General features: G+C 38.3%; 11 protein-coding genes and 1 pseudogene. 10 read left to right on the top strand and 2 right to left on the bottom strand.

The features are described from left to right. Positions 1-2 precede the first annotated feature (2 nt). The 8 genes and pseudogenes from ACZDYH_RS20230 (at position 3) to ACZDYH_RS20195 (ending at position 17,727) form a co-directional block, all read left to right on the top strand. On the top strand, positions 3-11,402 hold the full coding sequence (locus ACZDYH_RS20230) for an amino acid adenylation domain-containing protein (RefSeq protein ID WP_474887053.1): 11,400 nt from the start codon (positions 3-5) through the stop codon (positions 11,400-11,402). Positions 11,403-11,571: 169 nt separating this feature from the next. Continuing rightward, positions 11,572-13,314 (top strand): ABC transporter ATP-binding protein, encoded by a 1,743-nt coding sequence (locus tag ACZDYH_RS20225; RefSeq protein WP_098221768.1) that lies wholly within the window; start codon positions 11,572-11,574, stop codon positions 13,312-13,314. A gap of 32 nt (positions 13,315-13,346) precedes the next feature. Beyond that, entirely contained in the window at positions 13,347-14,408 is a 1,062-nt protein-coding gene (locus ACZDYH_RS20220; RefSeq protein WP_000434926.1) for a saccharopine dehydrogenase NADP-binding domain-containing protein, read from the top strand. 85 nt (positions 14,409-14,493) lie between these two features. Then, the gene (locus ACZDYH_RS20215) at positions 14,494-15,564 is read left to right on the top strand and encodes a DUF3810 domain-containing protein (protein ID WP_353938248.1); all 1,071 of its coding nucleotides are present in this window, start codon (positions 14,494-14,496) and stop codon (positions 15,562-15,564) included. Between the two features lie 50 nt (positions 15,565-15,614). Beyond that, positions 15,615-16,388 (top strand): thioesterase II family protein, encoded by a 774-nt coding sequence (locus ACZDYH_RS20210; RefSeq protein WP_042635520.1) that lies wholly within the window; start codon positions 15,615-15,617, stop codon positions 16,386-16,388. Between the two features lie 156 nt (positions 16,389-16,544). After that, positions 16,545-16,730: pseudogene (locus ACZDYH_RS20205) on the top strand (transposase); the annotation flags it as partial. 102 nt (positions 16,731-16,832) lie between these two features. After that, positions 16,833-17,081 carry a phosphopantetheine-binding protein gene (locus ACZDYH_RS20200; protein WP_434713103.1) on the top strand — a complete coding sequence of 83 codons (249 nt, stop codon included), beginning with the start codon at positions 16,833-16,835 and terminating at the stop codon, positions 17,079-17,081. Further along, positions 17,074-17,727, top strand: a complete 654-nt coding sequence (locus ACZDYH_RS20195; RefSeq protein WP_000335226.1) for a 4'-phosphopantetheinyl transferase family protein — start codon at positions 17,074-17,076, stop codon at positions 17,725-17,727. Before ACZDYH_RS20200 ends, ACZDYH_RS20195 begins: the two co-directional genes overlap by 8 nt. Positions 17,728-18,045: 318 nt before the next feature. Here ACZDYH_RS20195 and ACZDYH_RS20190 read toward each other — a convergent pair whose 3' ends face one another. Next, positions 18,046-18,861, bottom strand: coding sequence for an IS4 family transposase (locus ACZDYH_RS20190; RefSeq protein WP_290102024.1), 816 nt, complete (start codon positions 18,859-18,861; stop codon positions 18,046-18,048). Between the two features lie 701 nt (positions 18,862-19,562). Between ACZDYH_RS20190 and ACZDYH_RS20185 the strand changes: the two genes are divergently transcribed. Beyond that, on the top strand, positions 19,563-21,278 hold the full coding sequence (locus ACZDYH_RS20185; RefSeq protein ID WP_000944620.1) for an ABC transporter ATP-binding protein: 1,716 nt from the start codon (positions 19,563-19,565) through the stop codon (positions 21,276-21,278). Positions 21,279-21,343: 65 nt separating this feature from the next. Beyond that, the gene (locus ACZDYH_RS20180) at positions 21,344-21,655 is read left to right on the top strand and encodes a heavy metal-binding domain-containing protein (protein WP_000637523.1); all 312 of its coding nucleotides are present in this window, start codon (positions 21,344-21,346) and stop codon (positions 21,653-21,655) included. 100 nt (positions 21,656-21,755) lie between these two features. Here ACZDYH_RS20180 and abc-f read toward each other — a convergent pair whose 3' ends face one another. After that, entirely contained in the window at positions 21,756-23,390 is a 1,635-nt protein-coding gene (gene abc-f / locus ACZDYH_RS20175; protein ID WP_025710207.1) for a ribosomal protection-like ABC-F family protein, read from the bottom strand. Positions 23,391-23,511 lie beyond the last annotated feature (121 nt).

Below are 23,511 nucleotides of genomic sequence, written 5' to 3'. Positions count from 1 at the left end.
TTATGAATAAAAATTCTAACCGTGTTCAATATAAAGATTTCAGTGTATGGCAGAATTTTTATGACATCTCAAGACAGGAAGAGTATTGGAAGAGGGAATTCGCTGGTGAAATTGCTAGGGTGGATTTGAAGACGGATTTCCTCCGTCCTCAAATCCAGTCTTTCAGGGGAGACAATGTTGTAGCAAAGGTAAAGGAGCCATTAAGCTCAGGGGTTAAAAATCTAGCCCTAAAGCATGGTGCTACTGAATTTATGGTTACCCTATCTGTGTTCATTTTATTATTAGCCAAATATAGTCGCCAAAAGGATATTATTGTAGGAACTACCGTGTCAGGCCGAGTTCATGCAGATACTAAGGGTATGTTGGGGATGTTTGTCAATACTCTGGTGATCAAGGGAGAAGTTAGTCCGGATGAGACCTTTGAGCATTTGATATTAGCTGTGAAGGAGAAGTGTCTGCAGGCTTATGATAACCAAGAATACCAATTTGAAGATTTAGTTGAAGCCGTAGAGAAGAAAAGAGATCTCTCAAGAAATCCAATTTTTGATTTTATGTTCGGATTAAAAGAAAAGAAAAAACCGACGGAAATGCAAGGCCTATTGGGCGGAAAAAGTGCATTCATTAAAAGAAATGTCTCAAAGTTTGACTTATCCGTTCTGGTTGAATGTATGCCAGAAGGGTATGAGATAGATTTTGAGTATTGCACAGATTTATTCAAACAAGAAACGATTGAATATATGGCAAGGCATTATGTAACGCTGCTTGAGGAAGCCATAACACATCCAGGCAAAAAACTTAAAGATCTGCATATGCTTGATCTCAGAGAACAAGAGAAGATCTTGGTTGATTTCAATGCAACGAATGTAGAATACTCTCGAGAACAAACAGCTGTCAGCTTATTTGAGAATCAGGTAGAGAAAACAGCAGGAAATATTGCACTTAAATTTGATGATAATAAGATGACATATGCCGAGCTGAATGAAAGAGCAAATCAGTTGGCGCGAACTCTTCGGGATTTAGGAGTGGCTCCAAACGATCTAGTGGCTCTAGTGACAGAACGCAGCATGGAAATGATTGTAGGGATATTAGCCATCATCAAGGCAGGGGGAGCTTATGTACCCATCAATCCTGAATATCCAGATAATAGAATTCACTATATGCTGGAGGACAGTAGTCCAAAGATTGTATTGACGTATAAGAATAAGCTGCCAGGGAAGGTAGAGATACCAGTATTAGATTTAGAAGATGAGAATAATTATGCTAATGAAACGGACAATCTTTTGCACGTTAACAGGTCTAATGATTTAGTGTATTGTATCTACACCTCGGGTACAACTGGAAATCCTAAAGGAGTTTTAATTGAACATCGAAATGTGGTCAATATGTGGGTCACATATCAGGAGACATTTGCACTAAGCGACAAGGATACGGTGCTGCAATTTGCAAATATATCTTTTGACCAAGCGGTGGGAGATATCTTCCCTGCACTATGCAATGGTGCGGCATTATGCATTGTACCAAAACATTTAACCTATGATATGGAGCAACTACAAAAATATATCGATCGAAATAATGTTACAACAGCTTCATTGACACCTAAGTTAATAGACGGGTTGTGTGTTGACGCATTACCGACGCTTCGTTTGCTGGAGTCAGGTGGAGAGGCAGGTAGTCTAGAAAGCTTAAAAAAATGGGCGGAAAGAGTAGAAGTGCTTAACACATATGGGCCTACGGAGTCTACTGTAAATGCAACTAGTTTTAGAGTGAATACAGACTCTACTTCAATTTCCATTGGACGTCCGATTGCAAATACAAAGGTATATCTTCTAAATGAAATGGAGCTATGCGGGATTGGAATACCTGGTGAGTTGTGTATTGCAGGAGATGGTTTAGCAAGAGGTTATTTAAATCAGCCAGAATTGACAGATAAGAAGTTTATTAAGAATCCCTTCGGTGAAGGAAAACTGTACCGTACAGGAGATTTAGCACGTTGGCAGCCAGATGGAAATATAGAGTATTTAGGTCGAATAGATGAACAAGTGAAAGTCCGTGGTTACAGGATAGAGTTAGGTGAAATTGAAAGTGTATTAAGAAAGCAGAGTAATATTGCAGATGCTGTCGTTATTGTAAAAGAAGTTGGAAATGATGATATTCTCTGTGCATATCTCATTGCAGAAAAGGGGCAGGAACTAAGTATACCCCAAATTAAAGAAGCGGTAAGAGAAGAAGTAACAGAGTATATGATTCCTGCCTTTATGATCCAGATCGATGAATTTCCAATAACCATAAATGGGAAGCTGGATAAAACTAGGCTGCCAGAGCCAGATATGTTAGAAAGTTTGAACTACGTACCACCAAGTAATAAGACGGAGCAGGCAATCGTAGATGTATTTGGGGAAATTCTAGGAATATCTCCAGTCGGCATAGAGGATAGTTTCTTTGAACTGGGAGGACATTCGTTAAAAGCGACGGCAGCCATTAATGCCATCGAGAAGAAGACAGGGATTCGTTTGCCAGTCAAAGATATATTTAGTTCACCAACTCCTGTCATGTTGGCGAGAAAGATTGAGGCCGCGGGAGAAGGCGAATATAGTCCAATACCACAAGCAGAACAGAGAGAAGCTTATCCAGCATCCTCTACACAGAAACGATTGTTTATTCTGGATCAGATGGAAGGCAACAGTACTGCATATAACATGGCGTCAGCGCTAGAAGTAACGGGTAACCTTGATTTAGAAAAAATACAACAAGCCATAGATCGTCTGATTAAGCGTCATGAGTCGCTGCGAACAAGTTTTGTAATGACCGAAGAAGGAGCATATCAAGTCATTGCAGACGAGGTATTCTACCAAGTGGAATATGAAGAGACCGACAGCTACAGTGACGCTGACAGGGAACAATTTGTACGCCCGTTTGACATCGGAACAGCACCGCTCATGCGTTTTAAAGTAGTCAAAGAAAGAAATCAGAACAACTATATTTTACTATTTGATATGCACCATATTATTTCCGATCATCAGACGCTAAATATATTAATCGAAGATTTCTCACGATTGTATAACGGTGAAGAATTACAACCACTTGAAATCCAATACAAGGATTATAGTGAATGGATGCGTGGCAGAAACCTGGAGAGTCAGAGAAACTATTGGAAAGAAGTATTCAAAGAAGAGGCACCGGTTTTGGATTTGGTGACGGACTATCCACGTCCCAAAATCCAAAGTTACAAAGGAGCCCAAGTGTCTGTTCAGCTTAGCCAAGAGCAGAAAGCTGGCATTCAAAATATAAATAAACAACAGGGAACGACAGATTACATGACCTTACTGGCTGTATTTATGATAGAACTGCATAAATACAGCAGGCAACAAGATATCGTGGTAGGAACACCCATCTCAGGCCGAGTGCATCAGGACACCGAGACAATAGCCGGCATGTTTGTCAATACGCTGGCAATGAGAGGGTATCCAAGGGCTGAAAAAACGTTCTTAGAATTTTTAAGCGAGATCAAAGAGTTGGCATTGAATGCATATGAGAATCAAGAATACCCGTTTGAAGAATTGGTAGAGGAAGTAGAAGTACGCCGTGATCTGTCACGCAATCCGCTGTTTGACGTGATGTTTACCATGCAGAATAACGAGGAAATCCATCTTACGATGGGCGAAGCACAGGTAGAGATGCTGGGCATTCCTTTCATTGATGCCAAATTTGATTTGGATTTACAAGCTACAGCGTATGAAGAGGGGTACGCTTTAGATCTGGTATATTGCAGTGATTTATTTACCGAGACTTCAGCACAGGTCATACTGGAGCATTTTAAGGTGTTGCTGGACAGGGTGATTGCTAACCCTGAAATGAAATTGTCTGAACTCCACATGGTCAGTGAGGTAGAGCAACAAAGAATATTAACCGCTTTCAATGATACACATACGGAGTATGCACAGAATCATACGGTAGTAGAGTTATTCGAGACACATACAGAACAGACACCCGAGAAGACGGTAATCGAATACGAAACGGGAGTACTTAGTTATGGAGAAGTAAATCGAAAGGCAAATGCATTGGCATGGGAACTGATTTCGTTAGGTGTCCAGCCCAATGATAGAGTTGCCATCATGACTTCACTGGAAGTGGAAACGATTATTGGAATTTTAGGCGTGCTAAAGAGTGGAGCCTCCTATGTACCGATTGATCCAGCGTTTCCGAAGGAACGAATAGAGCATATCTTAAACGATGCAGCACCCAAGGTCATTTTAACAAGAGAGAAGACTATGGAAACGGAAGTCCCATTCATCTCGATGAATCTTGAAGATCTGGGTGAGAAGGAGACAAATCCAGCGTGTGCTGTTGAAAAAAGTGACATAGCCTATGTGATTTACACATCAGGAACGACAGGAAAGCCCAAAGGTGTGGCGGTGACACGAGGCAATCTGGATCATTACTTGTCGTATGCAGATCAAGAATACCAGAAGGAAGCTTGTACGACGGTATTAATTACAAGCTTAAGTTTCGACCTTTCCGTAACGTCCTTGTTCTTACCGCTGATTAGTGGTGGATCTCTTCTATTAAAGGGAGGAGACGCGGAGGAAAGGCTGCGTGCAGCATTCAAAGATAACAGGGTAACCTTCCTTAAACTTACCCCTTCCCATCTAAAAATGCTGGAAACCTATGCAGACGGCGTAGATGTCCCAAATTTAGAAGCGCTAATTGTCGGTGGAGAGGAGTTCACCACAGATACGGCGTGGAAAACGCAGAAGCTATTAGGAGACAGGGTCAAGATTCATAACGAATATGGCCCTACAGAGACTACCGTAGGATGCTGTGACTATGTCTATTCCAGCGAAAAAGATAAGGGTTTAAGTGTAGGAATCGGACATCCCATTGCCAATATGCAGCTTTATATACTGAATGAGATGGAGTTATGTGATGTAGGCGTTCCTGGTGAGCTATGCATCGCAGGAGACGGAGTAGCCAAAGGCTATCTAAACCAGCCTAAATTAACAGCGGAGAAGTTTATCGACAATCCATATGGCGAAGGGAAGTTATACCGCTCTGGAGATTTGGCGAGATGGCTGCCTAACGGAGAGATGGAATACCTGGGAAGAATAGATGAACAGGTTAAAATCCGAGGATATCGGATCGAGTTGTACGAGATCGAGAGCGTTCTAAGGAATCAGCCGGGTATATCAAATGCGGCAGTCATTGCGTTGGAAACGAGAGGTGGCAAGAGCTTATGCGCATACCTAGTAGCGACAGACGGAACTCAGCAACTGGACATTTCTAAAATCAGGGGTGGGCTGAGAAAAGAACTGCCGGATTATATGATACCAGCATTCATGATGCAGATTGAGACAATACCACTGAACCAGAACGGGAAGCTGGACAGGAAAGTATTGCCTGAACCGGATGTTTTGGCGGGACGTGAATATATAGCACCTAGAACTAAAAAAGAGCAAGCAGTAGTCGAGGTATACGAAGAGATTCTGGGCGTGTCACCCATCAGCATTGAAGACAGCTTCTTTGAACTGGGAGGAGACTCAATCAAAGCAATTAGGGTGGTTTCAAAGTTGCGGCAACAAGGCTATGAACTTTCTGTTGCGGATTTAATGAATCAACAGACAGCAAGGCTGATCTGTGAAAATATGAAGGTGAGCAAAGTAAGTCAAGTGTATGAACAAGGAGAAGTCAATGGGGAAATTCCATTAATTCCGATACAACATGAATTTTTCAGCAAGAATCATGCGGTTTCAGGTCATTTCAATCAAGCGTTAATGTTAAAAAGTAAGGAAAGGTTTTATGTACCTTACTTGAAAGAGGCAATTGCTGAGGTCGTTAAACATCATGATGTGCTGAGGAATGTGTACCACGGACAGCGTCAAATCACGCTACCGATAGAAAAAAGCAAGTTGTACGACTGGTACGAGAATGATTATACCAACACAGAAGATGTAGCGAAAGAGATAAAGTGTGCAAGTAACAAAATACAGGCAAGCATAGATCTTGCGGAAGGCCCTCTGGTGAAAATAGGGTTGTTCCATACAGATAGTAGTGATCATTTACTGATCTGTGTACACCATCTGGTAATAGATGGTGTGTCATGGAGGATTATACTGGCAGATTTGTTTACCGGATATCGGCAGATGCAGGAAACGGGGAAAATCACATTGCCAAAGAAAACTGCTTCGTTCAAAGACTGGGCGGAGGCTCTGACGCAATATGCTGAGAGTGAAACACTCTTGGATGAGGCTGAATATTGGGGGAATATAGCAAAAAAATCGGAGAACACCGAGGCACTGAGCATTGGAACAGCGAGTGGCCGATACAAAACCAAAGTAGTGGAAATTAATTCTGAAACGACGAGGAAGTTGCTGTTTGAAGCAGGGAAGACATACGGAACAGAAATAAATGACTTACTATTGGCATCACTGGCAGTTGCGGTAAATCGATGGAAAAACACAAAACAGATAACCATAGAAATGGAAGGGCACGGTAGAGAGGCAATAGATAAAGAGATAGCCATAGACCGCACGGTTGGATGGTTTACGAGTGTATATTATGTGGTCTTGAAGACAGGGGCAACGGTAGAAGAAACAATCATTGAGACAAAAGAAGCCTTGCGTCAGGTTCCAAACCACGGACTTGGATATGGGGTATTGAAACATCTGGGTAACAAGGAAATACTTAGTATGAGTGCGGAAATAATGTTCAATTATCTCGGAGCACTGGATAACGAACTTGATAGCTATGAAGGTATATCAATGTCGGAAATGTCATTAGGCCGAAATATATCTGAAAAAAATTCAGAAAAAACAGGACTGTCTCTGAATGGAGCTATTTTGAATGGGCGATTAAGATTTGATTTGACATATGATATGGGACTGTATGCAGAAGAAGACGTTCAGGCATTTGTGTTGGCTTATGAAAGAGCGATTACGGATGTTGTCGAGACGAGTTTATCAAAACAAGGTGTGGTAAAAACACCATCGGATTATGGAATACCCGATATGTCATATAGGGAATTGAAAGAACTTGCGGTGACTGGTGAAATTGAAAAAATATACGGAATGACGCCACTACAGGAAGGAATTTTATTCCATAAATTGTTTGATAAAAGTGCGACAAGCTATGTGCTGCAGACAGTACTTAATATCCATAAAAATCTCAATATGGAAAATATGAGGACAAGTCTTGATATTCTAGCAGGAAAATATGAGGTATTGCGGACGAAAATATTGACAGATAGGGCTGAAAGGCCTTTGCAGGTAGTCGTACGGGATCGGCCCATAGAACTCCGTGAAATCAATGTTTACAGTCTGGAAGAAAAAGAAGTGTTAAAGAAGGCGGATATCGCACGCGGGTTTGATTTAACAGAAGATAGCTTACTGCGGCTTACAGTTTTGCGTATGGGGGAAAACCAATGTACGCTTTTGTGGACAAAACATCACATCATTATGGATGGATGGTGTACGTCACTACTGTTTCGGGACTTTATCAAGTATTACGAGCTGATAAACGGTGGTGCCAGCAGGGTACAGATGGAAAAGCTGTTGGAAGCAGAAAAGAAACAAATTTTACCATACAGCGAGTATATCAGATGGTTTGAGAAACAAAACAAAAAAGAAGCTCTTATGTATTGGAACAGGTTGCTGGAAGATTACAACTCCGTGATAACAGTCCCACCGTTGGGAATCGAGAATAATCAAGAAGCTGAATCTCGACTTGAGGAATTGGCGGTGTCGGGAGAAACAACAAAGGCGATAGAGAAAATGGCTAGTCAACTGAATGTAACGGTAAGTACTGTGGTTGAGGCGGCATGGGGGCTGTTGTTACAGAAATATAATGGAAGCAGAGACGTTGTTTTTGGTAAGGTTGTCTCGGGAAGGAACGCTAATCTACTAGGGATTGATCAAGCGGTAGGGTTGTTCATTAATACAATTCCTTCGCGTATAACGAGTAAGGATGGGCAAACAGTGAGCGAACTACTCAAGGGGATGCAGGCACAGGCAATCAAGAGCATGAAATACGAGTACAGTTCACTGACAGAAATGCAGAGCAGTAGTAGGATTGGAAACAATTTGATACAAACGCTGTTTGTATTCGAGAATTATTATGTTGACAAATCGGCATATGACGGAATATCTGGATTTAATATAGAACTGGAGAGTGAAAGGGAGGAGGTCAATTATGATATATCCATGACTGCGTTTATACAGGGAACTTTACAACTTGCTGTAATGTATAATTCGGGGAAATATGCATTAGACGAGGTAAGATGCCTTCTTGTTCGGATGTCGACTTTGCTTAAAATAATGGCAGCTAACCCCGAAATGAAATTGTCTGATTTAAACATGGTCAGTGAGGAAGAACAACAAAGAATATTAACCGCTTTCAATGATACACATACGGAGTATGCACAGAATCATACGGTAGTAGAGTTATTCGAGACACATACAGAACAGACACCCGAGAAGACGGTAATCGAATACGAAACGGGAGTACTTAGTTATGGAGAAGTAAATCGAAAGGCAAATGCATTGGCATGGGAACTGATTTCGTTAGGTGTCCAGCCCAATGATAGAGTTGCCATCATGACTTCACTGGAAGTGGAAACGATTATTGGAATTTTAGGCGTGCTAAAGAGTGGAGCCTCCTATGTACCGATTGATCCAGCGTTTCCGAAGGAACGAATAGAGCATATCTTAAACGATGCAGCACCCAAGGTCATTTTAACAAGAGAGAAGACTATGGAAACGGAAGTCCCATTCATCTCGATGAATCTTGAAGATCTGGGTGAGAAAGAGACAAATCCAGCGTGTGCTGTTGAAAAAAGTGACATAGCCTATGTGATTTACACATCAGGAACGACAGGAAAGCCCAAAGGTGTGGCGGTGACACGAGGCAATTTGGATCATTACTTGTCGTATGCAGATCAAGAATACCAGAAGGAAGCTTGTACGACGGTATTAATTACAAGCTTAAGTTTCGACCTCTCAATAACTTCCTTGTATTTACCGCTTATCAGTGGTGGATGTCTTCTACTAAAGGGAGGAGACACGGAGGAAAGGTTAAGGGCAGCATTAAAAGATAACAGGGTAACCTTCCTGAAGCTTACCCCTTCTCATTTAAAGATGCTGGAAACTTATGCAGACGGCGTAGATGTACCGAATTTAGAAACACTGATTGTCGGTGGAGAAGAGTTAACAACAGATACTGCATGGAAAACGCAGAAGCTATTGGGAGACAGCGTAAAGATTCATAACGAATATGGCCCTACAGAGACTACCGTAGGATGCTGTGACTATGTCTATTCCAGCGAAAAAGATAAGGGTTTAAGTGTAGGAATCGGACATCCCATTGCCAATATACAGCTATATATACTGAATGAGATGGAGTTATGTGGCGTAGGGATTCCTGGTGAGCTATGCATCGCAGGAGACGGAGTAGCCAAAGGATATCTAAACCAGCCTGAATTAACAGCGGAGAAGTTTATCGACAATCCCTATGGAGAGGGGAAGTTATACCGCTCCGGAGATTTGGCGAGATGGCTGCCTAACGGGGATATAGAATACCTGGGAAGAATAGATGAGCAGGTTAAAATCCGAGGATATCGGATAGAGTTGTACGAGATCGAGAGCGTTCTAAGGAATCAGCCGGGTATATTAAATGCGGCAGTCATTGCGTTGGAAGCGAGAGGTGGCAAGAGCTTATGCGCATACCTAGTAGCGACAGACGGAACTCAGAAACTGGACATTTCTAAAATCAGGGATGGGCTGAGAAAAGAACTGCCGGATTATATGATACCAGCATTCATGATGCAGATTGAGACAATACCACTGAACCAGAACGGGAAGCTGAACAGGAAAGCATTGCCTGAACCGGATGTTTTGGCGGGACGTGAATATATAGCACCTAGAACTAAAAAAGAGCAAGCAGTAGTCGAGGTATACGAAGAGATTCTGGGCGTGTCACCCATCAGCATTGAAGACAGCTTCTTTGAACTGGGAGGAGACTCAATCAAAGCAATTAGGGTGGTTTCAAAGTTGCGGCAACAAGGCTATGAACTTTCTGTTGCGGATTTAATGAATCAACAGACAGCAAGGCTGATCTGTGAAAATATTAAGGAAGTAGCAAGAACTTCAGCGGATGTAACATATACCGATAATAATTGGCTTGAGGATAACCGTGACAGTGATTTGAGGATCGCCATCCAGAAGGAATTGAATCATTATGGAAACAATTATCTTAAAGCACGTTGTTTTTCAAATTGCCAATTACTAGCGGGTCAGGAAGTGTTTTTACGTCAAGATACTGATGCTATCACTAACATAATAAGCATAGAAAGCAGTGCGAGAAGTGTCTATTTAGCAATAAAGAAGATAATTTCCATGCATGGTGCATTAAGAACAAAGCTCAATCAGAAAATGCGTTATTTAGAAGAATACGAATATACTGATGATTGGGAAATTCCAATTATGAAAGGTAGTTTAGGGTTATTATCTGTTGGAAATCTCCAAAAAATTGTTAATGAATTAGATTTTCTGGCAGATGGCAAGCTATTATCTAGATTTTTGATTTGTGAAATAGATGAGAATAATTGCTTGGTACTTAGCGCGATTCATCATCTTGTATGGGACGGATTTTCGCAAGATTTGTTACAGACTATGATTTATGAAGCTTTAACGAACAGATTTAACACGCAAAAAGAGTATTCTTATATAAATTATTGCAAAATAATTCAAAATCAAGTTAAGAGTTTAGAAATCTCTGGGGAGCAAGAGATGGAGATTGAAAAATATCTTGAAGTTGCTAAGAAGGCATCTAGGTTGAACTCTCGAAGAGATTCTAAAATAGTTACAAAAATTGATATAAAACTAAATGATTTACAAATCCAGAAATTTAACGAATATCCCAATGAAACAGCAATGGAATTCTTATCAGGGCTTATGTACAGTGATTTATTTGAAAAATTACCTAGAATACCATTTGCCATTATGGAACATAACAGAAACGATCTAAACAAGAAAATGTTGGGATTATCTTTAAATTTGGATTATTTTATATTTGATATTAATACCAAAACGCAAGCGCAAGTTCTATTAGCATTAGGCAAAAATAGTGTTGATAAACGTGCAATTACAGAGAAGCTGTTGCTCATATCGCAAAAGTATGGTGTTGATTACATGATAAATCTAATTCCAATCATTAACTATCAAGGAATACTTCATAAATATGCAAGTAAAGATAGCATATTATCAGAGGAGATTTCTTTAGAAACAATGGTTGTAGATGGTGAAGACCTCGGAGTTGGAATGCACTTTTACACTCATAACGATATTCTGAGTGCCCGTGTTTCGGGTATTACAATTGAAGAAGAGCTCCTTAAGGATGTCATGAAGAATATTTAATGATGCCGGATCATGTGCTTATGCTCGTGGCGACCCCATCCAAAATATCTGAAAGGGGAAAGTACGCTATATATTCGAGAGCAATAAGCACATGATCTAGCAATAAACAATTGGAGTGTTAATTAAACATGCTCTAATTGAAATTAGAAACAAGAAGAGGGCTTATAGTATGAATGAAAAAATTTCAAAAAGCATATACAAAAAGAATATAGGCTTATTTATTTTGTCCTGCTTACTTGGTATCATGACATCTATTCTGTTTATTGCATTGGCAATTATACTACAAAAGTTTATTGATTATTCTATTAATAAAGATATTGACAATATCATTAAGGTGACTACTGTTTCCGTTATTTTATTGCCTTTAGGTGCAGTGGGAATGTATGTGGGGTATGCTGTTAAAAATTTATATACAAAAAGGGCAACGTTAAACCTGAAAAATACCCTTGTTGAAAATATTTTGCGGTTAGATATGAGAAGTTTCAACAAGGAGAGTAATGGAACCTACATATCACGATTGTCAAATGATATAACGATAATTCAAAACGATTATATAAAAGGGACCGTGGAAATATTTGTTCAGCTAGCTATGCTTGTAGGTGGAGTGCTTGCGATGTTTATCATTAATTCATTCCTTGCATTGAGTATATTACTCACTTGTATCATTCCACTTGCAGTTTCGAGTATATTTAATAATCGTATGCAAAAAGCACAAGGTGAAGTGGCTGAGCAAAATAAAAATTATGTATCTTTCATTAAAGATATATTGTCTGGAAATCAGGTTGTTAAGAGCTTTAACATCGAAAAGGAGATTTTTGAAAGGGCAAAGGCAAAGGCGAACAAGCAGGAAAAAGCAAAAATGGTATACGAAAATCTGTTGTCACTCATTATGTCACTTACTGATATTTCAACTTTTCTTGTTGCTGTAGTCATATTTATTGTGGGTACTCAGCAGCTAATGAAAGGAGAAATTACAGTAGGAGAGATTATGGCTTTTATTCAATTGTTAAATTGCGTAACAGTTCCCATTAATAGACTCATAACCGGTTTTACCAAAAGGCAGGCCAGTCGGGCTTTATTAATGAATTTCAATAAAATTGGAGAGGCAAAAACGGATCAAACTCAAAGAATTGATATCCCTAAATTCAGTAATAAAATTTCTCTAAATGGGCTTTCGTTAAGCGTAGATGGGAAAAAAATTTTAGATGATATTAATTTTGAATTTGAATATGGAAAGTCTTATGCCATTGTAGGAACAAGTGGGAGTGGAAAGACAACCTTATTAAAGATGTTGACTGGGTTTTATGATGGGTATGAAGGAAATATCAGGTATGACGGGGTTGATCTTGAGAAAATAAGTGATCAGTCCATTTTCCAAAATGTTAGTTTTATTCATCAGGACTGTTTTATCTTTGATGATACGATTGAACAAAATATTAAATTGTTTCGTGAATGTGACACAGATGAGTTTGAGCAAGTAATAAAGAAGAGTATGTTACAGAAATTGATTCATGACAGAGGCGGCTTTGATGTATTATGTGGAGAAAATGGAATCCATTTTTCAGGTGGGGAAAAACAGAGAATTTCTATAGCAAGAGCACTCCTGAGAAAATCACCTATATTACTTATGGACGAGGCGACTTCAGCGTTGGACAATCAAACAGCTAGTGACCTTGAGTGTATGTTAAGTGAAATGCAGGGCATTACGAGAATTTCCATTACTCATAGGCTGGATGAATCAATTCTTAGTGGATATGATGAAATTGTCTTATTGAATAATGGGAAAATTGAAGAACACGGCACGTATCATAAATTAATGGAAGCCAAACAAAGATTTTATGCATTGAGTATGTTGAGTAGACATAATAATGATCTTTTAATAGAGAAAGGTATAACTAGTCTCGTATTTTAAATCTTGTATAAGATGAAAGGGGTGTCGTACGGATGGAGCAAATCGCAGTTGTTGGGTGTGGCGGAATGATTGGTGAAGTCATCTGTAAGAACTTATGTAAAGACTTTATTGTTAAGGGCGGACAGCGGCGTGAACCTACAGCATTAATGAACCTTAATAATTTTAACTACCAATTCCTGGATGTTTCTGACTGGGAGAACTTGATTGCGTTCTGTACTGATTGTACGGTTGTCATTAATTGTGCAGGGCCTGAATTTATAATTAAAGATAGAGTTGCTCAGGCAGCTATGGAAGTAGGAGCAAAATATGTCGATGCTTCCAATGCTTTATTATTGAGTCAGGAGCAAATAGAGCTTAAAGCTAACGGTGTAAATTACATAGGAGCTGGTTTTTGTCCTGGAATTACAGGTCTGCTATTAAAACGAGTAATAAATCATTTATTAGACGAAACGAAGTATGTGAATTGTTATATTGGTGGTGCGGAACATTATACGAAAACTTCTATCTCAGATATATTAATGAGTGGCCATAGTGTAATTGGAAAAACAGATTCTTATTGGAGTGATCATTGTGTTAAAACGGAAAATATAAATATGATGAAGAAAGAATTTGTACCTGAAGTGGATGTCCCTGTCTATAAGAAACCGTATTTAAGTCAAGAGATCATTGATATTCTGGAAGTTAGTTCGGTACAAGAACTCCACTGGTACAATATAGCAGCAAATGATAATATTTTTCGTTTAGCAATGCAATTTTATCAAATGCAACTTGAGTCTTCGGTTGAAGAAGCCCTGAAAAAACTAGACATTAGTTTAGAGGAGCAACCTAAAGAGGAATGGATAGCTTTAGTCATTGATGCTACAGGAGTGAAAAATGGAAAGGATGTTAGGTGCAGATTGAATTTACAAATGGAAACGAGTTCAGAGTTAACGGGTACAGTGGCTGCTGAAATCGCCCGACAAGTTATTTCAAGTAATAGACCTAATGGTACCTACTGGGCTTATGAAGTACTTCCTATAGATTTTATGAATCAATATGTTTTTTCTAATAAGCATGATTTTTATGAGGAAAAGTATGTTGAAATAAAGAAATGATATGACTAGGTTACATGGAGTACATCCGATATTTATTGGATAGGGGGAGTACATTATAAAAAAGCTTTTACTTAAGAGATTACCGTTGATTTCACTTGGAGTTATAGCTTACATACTGACAAAATACGCGCAGAACCATCAGGATTGGGCGGAAAAATACAGTAGGTCTGTATATCCGTTATTGTCAAAAATAGTAGGATTTGTACCTTCTTGGGTCAAGTTTTCTGTTAGTGAATGGCTCGTCGTGTTGGTTGTGTTACTTTTTCTATTTTATATCGTTTATTATGTGCGCAAGGTTATCATGAGTAAAGGTGTACGTAGGATGGTAGTTTATCGTGGTGCTCTAGGAATAGTTACGATCTGTAGCGTGATATATTTTTGTTATACTATTTTGGGTGGAATAAACTATCACAGATATTCTTTTTTGTCTTATACCGAATATAAAGAAGAGAACTACAGCAAGGAGGAACTGGTCAAATTGAGTAAGTCGCTTGCCGTTGAAATGGAATTGGCAAGGGAAAAGTTAGCGGACACTGATCTTTTGGCTCAAGTACCAGAGGCTTTTGATTATTATGCACAACACGCAGTGTTCTCGATGCAAATGTTATCAAAGGAATATCCTATTTTGGAGCATTCTTTATACTCAACACCAAAACCAGTTGTGATGTCAAAGCTAATGTCGCATGCAGGGATAAATGGTATCTTTGTCCCTTTTACTTATGAATCCAATATCAATGTTAATGTGCCCGTTTTCTTGGTGCCTGTTACTATGGCACATGAATTGGCACATCAGAGTGGTTTCATGCATGAGGATGAGGCAAATTTTATAGCATATCTGGCATGTAAGCAGCAGGATGATCCAATGATACTTTACAGTGGTTTTTTTCTAGCATTTGATTATTCTATATCTGAGCTAAAGAAAGTGGATCCAGATCAGGCGTCTGATATAATGTCCAGTCTGTCCAAGGCGGTGCAGCATGATATAGAACAAAATGAGCAGTACCGGGATAAGTATGAGGGTGTTATTTCAAGTATTTCAAGAAATGTAAATGATGTATATCTGAAGGCAAATAATCAGACAGACGGTTTGAATAGCTATAGTGATATGGTGAATTTGTTGCTGGCAGAGCAGCGAGAGATAGAGAAGTACAATTAAATGTATCTTGAATACTTATAGGTTTATATAGTAATGATAGTGGGCCCAAGTTGAACATAGGAGTGAGTGAAATAAATAAAATAAAAGTATTTCCTATTCCATATGCTGGAGCGTCGGTAAATGCATATTATGAATGGAAAAAACTACTGCCGGATAGATATGAATTGTGTATATGTGAATTGGCTGGAAGAGGAACTCGATTCACAGAGCCTTGTTACCAGTCTGTTGGTGAAGCAAGTGAAGATATCGCCAAAAGAATAAGTGAACAATTAGAATATGACGATGAATATGTTATATTTGGACACAGCATGGGAGCCTTATTGACTTATGAGATATATTATAAACTTAAGCAAATGGGAACTAAGGAACCAAGGCATCTGTTTTTTTCTGGGCGAGATGCTCCACATATTTTTGAAAAGAGAGAAGACATTGAAAATATGACTAATGAAACTTTCTTGACAAAGGTGGAACAATATGGGGGAATACCAGAGGAGTTTTATACAAAAGAGATTATGGATATGTTTCTTCCGATTTTGCGAGCAGATTTTATAATTTTGGACAATTATAAGTTTCAGCCCAAAGCAGAAAAAATAAGTTGTGGAGTAAGCGTTTTTTATGCGGATAGCGATTTTTCGACTCATATCAATGAAATGCATAAATGGAGTGAAGTTGTTGAAGGAAACGTGAAATTTCATAAGTTTAAAGGAGAACATTTTTTTTTGAATCGGTATCCTAATGATATTGTAAATACTATTGTTAAAGATACAGAGACTCAAAATATTTACCAGGCCACCCACCTGGATCGCCTGGAAATACGGGGGTAATCTCCCCCATTAATTCTATTTTGAATTAATTCAAATGAGAGAAACGTTAAAGTCTCAAGTAGTGGTGTAAAAAAGAACTGTGCCTTTTGACAAGGGAAGCCACGGTATGATTCTACTAAAGTGACGCGACTCAACTTTAGAAGGAGGATCAAAACCGTGGCTTCTATAGATAGAATCTCACTTTTGGAGCTGTTACGCAAGAGCGGAAATGAAGGCAATGTCGATTTTTTAAGAGAAGCAATGCAAGTGCTGGTGCAACCCCAGATGGAGGCGGAAGTAGTCCAAGACATTGGGGCAGAACGCTATGAGCGGAATACAGAACGTGTGAATCAGCGTAATGCATAACGCGAACGCCGGTGGGATACACGGGTGGGGACAAGTGAAATTCATGGCCGGAAGTGCTTACAATTGACTTTTAGTATAAGTATAACGGAGGATATAGTAATGGAAGAACAATTATTAAGACAAATTGAAAGTATTGTTAAAAACAAAAAAAATACATTTGAAAGTGAAGTAACAGATATTTTAGAATCTATTACTTTTATTAAAATTATTGTAGCGATCGAAAAAACATATGGTTTTGAATTTGATGATGCTATGTTGCTATTATCGGAATTCCCTATTATTGGGTCATTAATAAATTATGTAGTCTCTAAAGTTGAGAGTTTAAACGTACAGATTAAAAATGTGTAAATTATATTTTGCTAGTGTAACAGATAGAATAGATAATCCAAAGTTTGAATTAATGCAAACGTTTGTGTCTAATGAAAAACAAGAAAAAATTAAACGTTATAGGTTTGATATAGATAAAAAATTAAGTCTATATGCCGAATTGCTTACAAGAACTATAATATGCCGTAATATGGATATTGAGAACAAAGATATTGTTTTTGATATAACTTACTATGGTAAACCTATGTTAAGAAGTGTTTCTAAATTTGAATTTAATATATCTCATACGAGAAATGCTATTGCTGTAGCTATTTCAGACTATCCAATAGGAGTAGATATAGAATTAATAAAAAATGCAGAGCTAAATATAGCAGAAAGATTTTTCAACAATAATGAGATTTCATATATTACTGAGAACACTTCTTATCAGGATAAGCGATTTTATGAAATTTGGACCAAAAAGGAAGCCTACATAAAGTGTATTGGAAAGGGATTATCAATGAACTTAAACTCTTTTAATTCATTAGATCATAAGATTCCCTCTTATTTTTACAATGTTAATCGAGCAGAATATGTGATTTCTGTTTGCAATGGTATGCGAGAAATCGAATTAATTGAATTATCAGAGCGAGATATAGAAGACCAGTCTTTATCTGTTTTATTATAAGGGGCTTGTTTGTAATGGCTCAATCATTTTTTCTTTAGTTTTATGTAAAGCCACATGTGTTGATTAACCAAAATTATACAGTATTTATTTGGTTTATTTGCCGATGGAATGCTAGTATTTCTGTCAAATAAATTCTCCAATCAAACGGCAGAGTATCACAAAGAAACAGGCGTGTGAAACCTGCGAATGACAACGGTTTGATATGTTTTTTCTTACTACCTTTTACGTGAAGAAATTTTAGTAAAACGTAGGCAATCATAGCTACGAACAAATGATTGAACACCGCATTTGATGTTGTGCCAAATAGCACGGGAACGTTCAAATTCTGCTTAATCCAGCGGAAAAAGGACTCGATGGCCAACGCGATTTGTACATGGCGGCGATTTCTTCAGCTGTCACGTTCATCAAACTGGTCACGACACGCATGTCTTTCCCTTCGTAGTCGGTAAATTGCACGACACGATGGCGTTTTTTCGTCTGTTTTTGTGGCGTACCGATTGTGCACGTGAAATCAGCTGTCACATTTGAATCCGTGGGACGTGTGCCTTTTAGTGATTTCTTGCGATTCAATTGAACATTGTCTTTTAATCGGATAACAAAATGTTGCTTTTCTTTTTCAGTCACGTAGCAATCTACTTTATCAATTGAAAAATACGCGCGATCACAAACGAGAATAAAGCGTTTATCCTCAAGGCTTACGCCGATGGGACCGTCATGTTTGAGCCCTGTTGTTTCAACGATTTGAAGAGGCATCACTGTTTCGTTTGTGAAGCTGACATGCAGTTTTATGCCCGAACGTTCGCCGTGATAAACGGCCCATGGTAAACGTGTTTTACCGACAGTAATAGTCGTCGAATCAATTGAAAGAAGCGTTCTCGGCATCTTTAGCGTTCGACGTGTAGCTCGATTTAACTTGCCAACAATAACTTCGAAAATACGTTTCATAATGGCGTAATCTAGCGCTTTCATGTGTTTTGACAAGGATGAATGATCGACGGAAATGAGTCCAACACTCGGACCAACATCGGCTGCGTGATGCAAGCTTTTCCATTCATTTGTCGCAGCACTAATCAAATAAGAAATAACAGTAGAAACCGTGCATTTTCGGGCTGTATCGGTGTGGTTGAACTCCATTAAAATCGCCTGGAGCTCTGCTTCTGAAAAAAAGTTTTGAATCAATATGTGGGACGTGGTAACTTACATTGTACAAGAGGAATCTCTCTGTTGCATTCATTTTTTGGTAGAATTTAGATAATCAACAGACGTGTTATTATATAAATCTAAAAAGATTTTGGTTTAGACTTTCTTGTCCCAATCAAGTTCCAAAAATAAAAATTTAGACTTTCTTTTCTTTGTACAGTTTGAATGTGTTTTGAAATATTATATTTAAAATAAATTTTATCAGTCTGAGAATCCTTCAATGATTGTTACTTAATTTTGCTTAATTATAAAAGTAATATTCAATAATTGTTTTAGGTAGGTTTTAGTAAGGAGAATTATGAAAAAAATTAAGAAAAAACATTGGAAATAATAAGCTTTCAGTTTTATTAATTATGAAAAATCACAAATAGAAGGAATGGTATCACCTTGTGGTGGTACCTTTTTTTGTTTTTTGGAGGGATAGTTAGTAAATGAAATTTATATCGGAGATTTTCCGAATATATCAGCGCAACTCGAAATATATCGGGGATTATTCGAATATATCGACTTTCCAGCAAAAAACGACAACTATCGCAAAGCTTATTTTCAGTTTCATAGACGGATAACTTGAATAATTATTTGATAATGGTTATCATTTAGGGAGTCTTTTTAATTTTGGAAAATGGAGGTAAGATATGCTGCGTAAATTTTTCTCGTACTATAAACCGTATAAAGGTTTATTTATACTCGACTTTTCTTGTGCGGTTGTCGCAGGATTATTAGAACTCGGCTTCCCGCTTATCGTAAATCAATTTATTGATAAGTTATTGCCAGGGCAAAACTGGACGCTTATTTTATGGGCTTGTTTCGGTTTACTCGCAGTTTATATGTTAAATGCAGGCTTACAATATGTCGTTACATATTGGGGACATATGCTTGGTGTTAACATTGAAACAGATATGAGGCAGAAATTATTTGATCATATTCAAAAGCTATCATTCAGATTTTTTGATAATAATAAAACAGGTCATTTAATTTCACGCCTTACAAACGATTTAATGGAAATTGGGGAAATTGCTCACCATGGACCAGAAGATTTATTTATTGCCGTAATGACTTTAGTTGGGGCATTCTCATTTATGATGATGATCAACTGGAAGTTAGCGTTATTAACGTTCTTCGTCATTCCATTCCTATTATGGTTAGCACTTTACTTTAATAAAAAAATGACAGGTACATTTAGACGTTTATTCTCAGACGTTGCTGATTTTAATGCATGCATTGAGAACAATGTTGGTGGTATTCGCGTTGTACAAGCATTCGGAAATGAAAAGTTTGAGAAAGAGCAATTTGCTGTTAACAACGCTCGTTTCCGTACAACAAAATTAATGGCGTATAAAATTATGGCGTTAAATTCGTCGATTAGTTATATGCTCATGCGTCTCGTAACGCTCTTCGTCTTAATATGCGGTACATGGTTTGTGCTGCAAGGAGAATTAACGTACGGTGGATTTATCGGATTCGTTCTATTAACGAATATTTTCTTCCGCCCAATTGAAAAAATTAACGCGGTAATCGAAAGCTATCCGAAAGGAATCGCCGGTTTTAAAAGATATGTAGAGCTTCTTGAAACAGAGCCTGACATTGTAGACTCTAAAGATGCAATGGAAGTGAAGCATGTACACGGTGATATTCAATATAACAACATTACGTTTGGATATGAAAACAAAGAACCGATTTTAAATGACATTAGTTTGAAAATACATGCAGGTGAAACAGTTGCGTTCGTTGGACCATCAGGAGCTGGGAAAACGACGTTATGTAGCCTATTACCACGTTTTTATGAACAATCATCTGGATCGATTCAAATTGATGGAATTGATACGAAAGATATGACATTATCTTCACTTCGTAAGCAAATTGGAATTGTGCAGCAAGACGTGTTCTTATTCTCAGGAACAATTCGTGAAAATATCGCTTACGGAAATTTAAAAGCATCAGAAGCTGAAATTTGGCAGGCAGTAAAACGTGCGCAATTAGAAGATTTAATTTACTCACAGCCGGACGGTTTAGATACTGTTATCGGTGAGCGCGGCGTGAAACTTTCAGGTGGACAAAAGCAGCGTCTAGCTATTGCTCGTATGTTCTTGAAAAACCCTCCAATTTTAATATTGGATGAAGCAACTTCTGCATTAGATACAGAGACAGAACTTGCGATTCAAAAATCGCTTGCGGAGCTATCTGTTGGCCGTACAACATTAGTTATCGCTCACAGACTTGCAACGATTAAAAATGCAGATCGCATCGTCGTTGTAAATAAAGATGGTATTGCAGAACAAGGTTCACATAATGAATTAATTGAGCAAGGTGGAGGATACAGTAGGTTATACGAAGCTCAGTTTAGTTCGTAAATATAATTTGTACAGAATTAGTGCACCATAAGTAGGTAAAAATCTCATATGGGAGGCTATAAAGTATGATTGTAACAACAACGTCTACAATTCAAGGAAAAGAAATTATTGAGTACATCGATATTGTCAATGGAGAAGCGATTATGGGCGCGAATATCGTTCGTGACCTTTTCGCCTCCGTCCGTGACGTTGTCGGCGGTCGTGCGGGTGCTTATGAAAGTAAATTAAAAGAAGCACGCGACATCGCAATGGAAGAAATGAAAACTTTCGCAAGACAAAAAAATGCAAATGCAATTGTTGGTATCGACGTGGATTACGAGGTAGTTCGCGAAGGAATGCTAATGGTTGCTGTGAGCGGGACTGCTGTCCGTATCTAAAATGAAAAGCCGTGCTGATGCACGGCTTTTTGTATTCTATGTCGAAGATTCAATATTTCTTGGGAAATGTGGAATGCCCCGTCGATATATAGGGAAGACATTAGAGTGCTTCTTTACATTTTTGAATTTGAGTTAATAATTTTGCGTATTCTTGTTCGAGAGATGTGATGTCATCGTGATGATTTGGAATGGAAATCCGGCCGATGACTTCTGTTAATTTTGTTTGTAATCGTAACATTTCTTGCTCAGTAACGTTTACAGAATCTCCGGTGGTTCTTTTTGTGTATTGCTCGTAATTACCGTGGAAGATTCTTGGTTCATTCTCATCTACGTGTAGAATATGGTCTGCAACAGAGCGAATAAAGGCACGGTCATGGCTAATGAAAAGTATTGTGCCAGGATATTCTTGTAACATGGTTTCTAATTCTTCTTGCGTCGCTAAGTCTAAATAGTTTGTCGGTTCATCTAGCAGAAGCATATTATAGTTTCCTAAAAATACTTTTGCGAGTGCAACCTTCATTCGTTCACCCCCGCTTAGAACGTGCACAGGTTTATGAACATCCTCACGGCGGAATAGAAGTCGTGCAAGTATTGTGCGAACGAATGCTTCTGTATAGTTTGTTTCTTCTAGAACATTTTCTAAAATGGTTTTATCTGTTTTTAAAATAGATAATGTTTGTTCGAAGTATCCAATTTTACAACTTTTCGATAGCTGCATGCCACGCTCGTTTGTGAGAAGCATGTTGAACAAAGTGGTTTTGCCGCTTCCATTTGCCCCTAAAACGGCAAGCTTTGCACCAGGGGCAATAGTTCCATTCATATTTTTAAATAGTATACGGTCGCCTATTTTCTTTGTTGCTTTATTGAATTGTACTGCCACCTTACTATGAATGGGTGTATGGTATTGCACGTCAAATTGAGCTTGAGAAAGATCCTTTGGCTTTTCCTTCTTTTCTAGTTTTTCGAGACGTGTCTCTAATGCTTTCGCTGCTTTACTAACCTGTTCTTGGCCATGAGCCCCACTTAACCTATAAAGTCTAGATTCAGATGAACTGAACCGTGTTGGGATTTTTTTCATGTTAGAAGCACGTTGCTTTCTTTGTAGAATGGACTGTTCTAAACGATTTTTTTCTTGTATATATTGCTCATATTCTGCTTGTTTTTGTATTCGTTCACGTTCTTTTTGTTTTCGATAGTTTGAATAATTACCTTTGTACTCTTGAATAATACCGTCTTCAATTTCAATAATTTTGGTACATATATTATCTAGAAATTCACGGTCATGCGATATTAAAACAAGTGCCCCTTTATAAGATGAAAGTGCCTTTTCTAATTGCTCTGTACCGACCATATCTAAGTGGCTTGTTGGTTCATCAGCGAATAAAATGCCTGCATTTTGTTCGAGAGCATGCGCAATCTTTAGTCGCATTCGTTCACCGCCGCTCATTGCGTCGGTAACGTTTGAAATACTCCATTTTCCTTTTGCGAGAGAAGAAGCGGTTTCCGGTAGTTCTTCGCTGAGCTGAGGAATGATGGCGATAGAACTATGATGAGTTACTATGCCTCTGTCAGCTTCTATTTCTTTACTTAATATTTGTAATAACGTAGATTTACCAGCTCCGTTGACTCCGACAATTCCTATGCGATCCTGTGCTTGAATTTCCAGTGATGGTAATGTAAATAGTGTGCGATCACCAAAGCTCTTTTCAATATTACGTGCGAATAAAATAGTCATAAAAAAACCTCCCTAGTTTCACTAGAGAGGATAAACGTCGCCCTTGTATGTAAAAAATCGTACATAAATAAACGATTTTTTACATGATCGTTTCGAAAGAAAGTATCGACAAATGGACAGA

Source organism: Bacillus sp. EB V-12, assembly GCF_056158125.1.
This window is presented reverse-complemented; position numbering and strand designations above follow the sequence as displayed.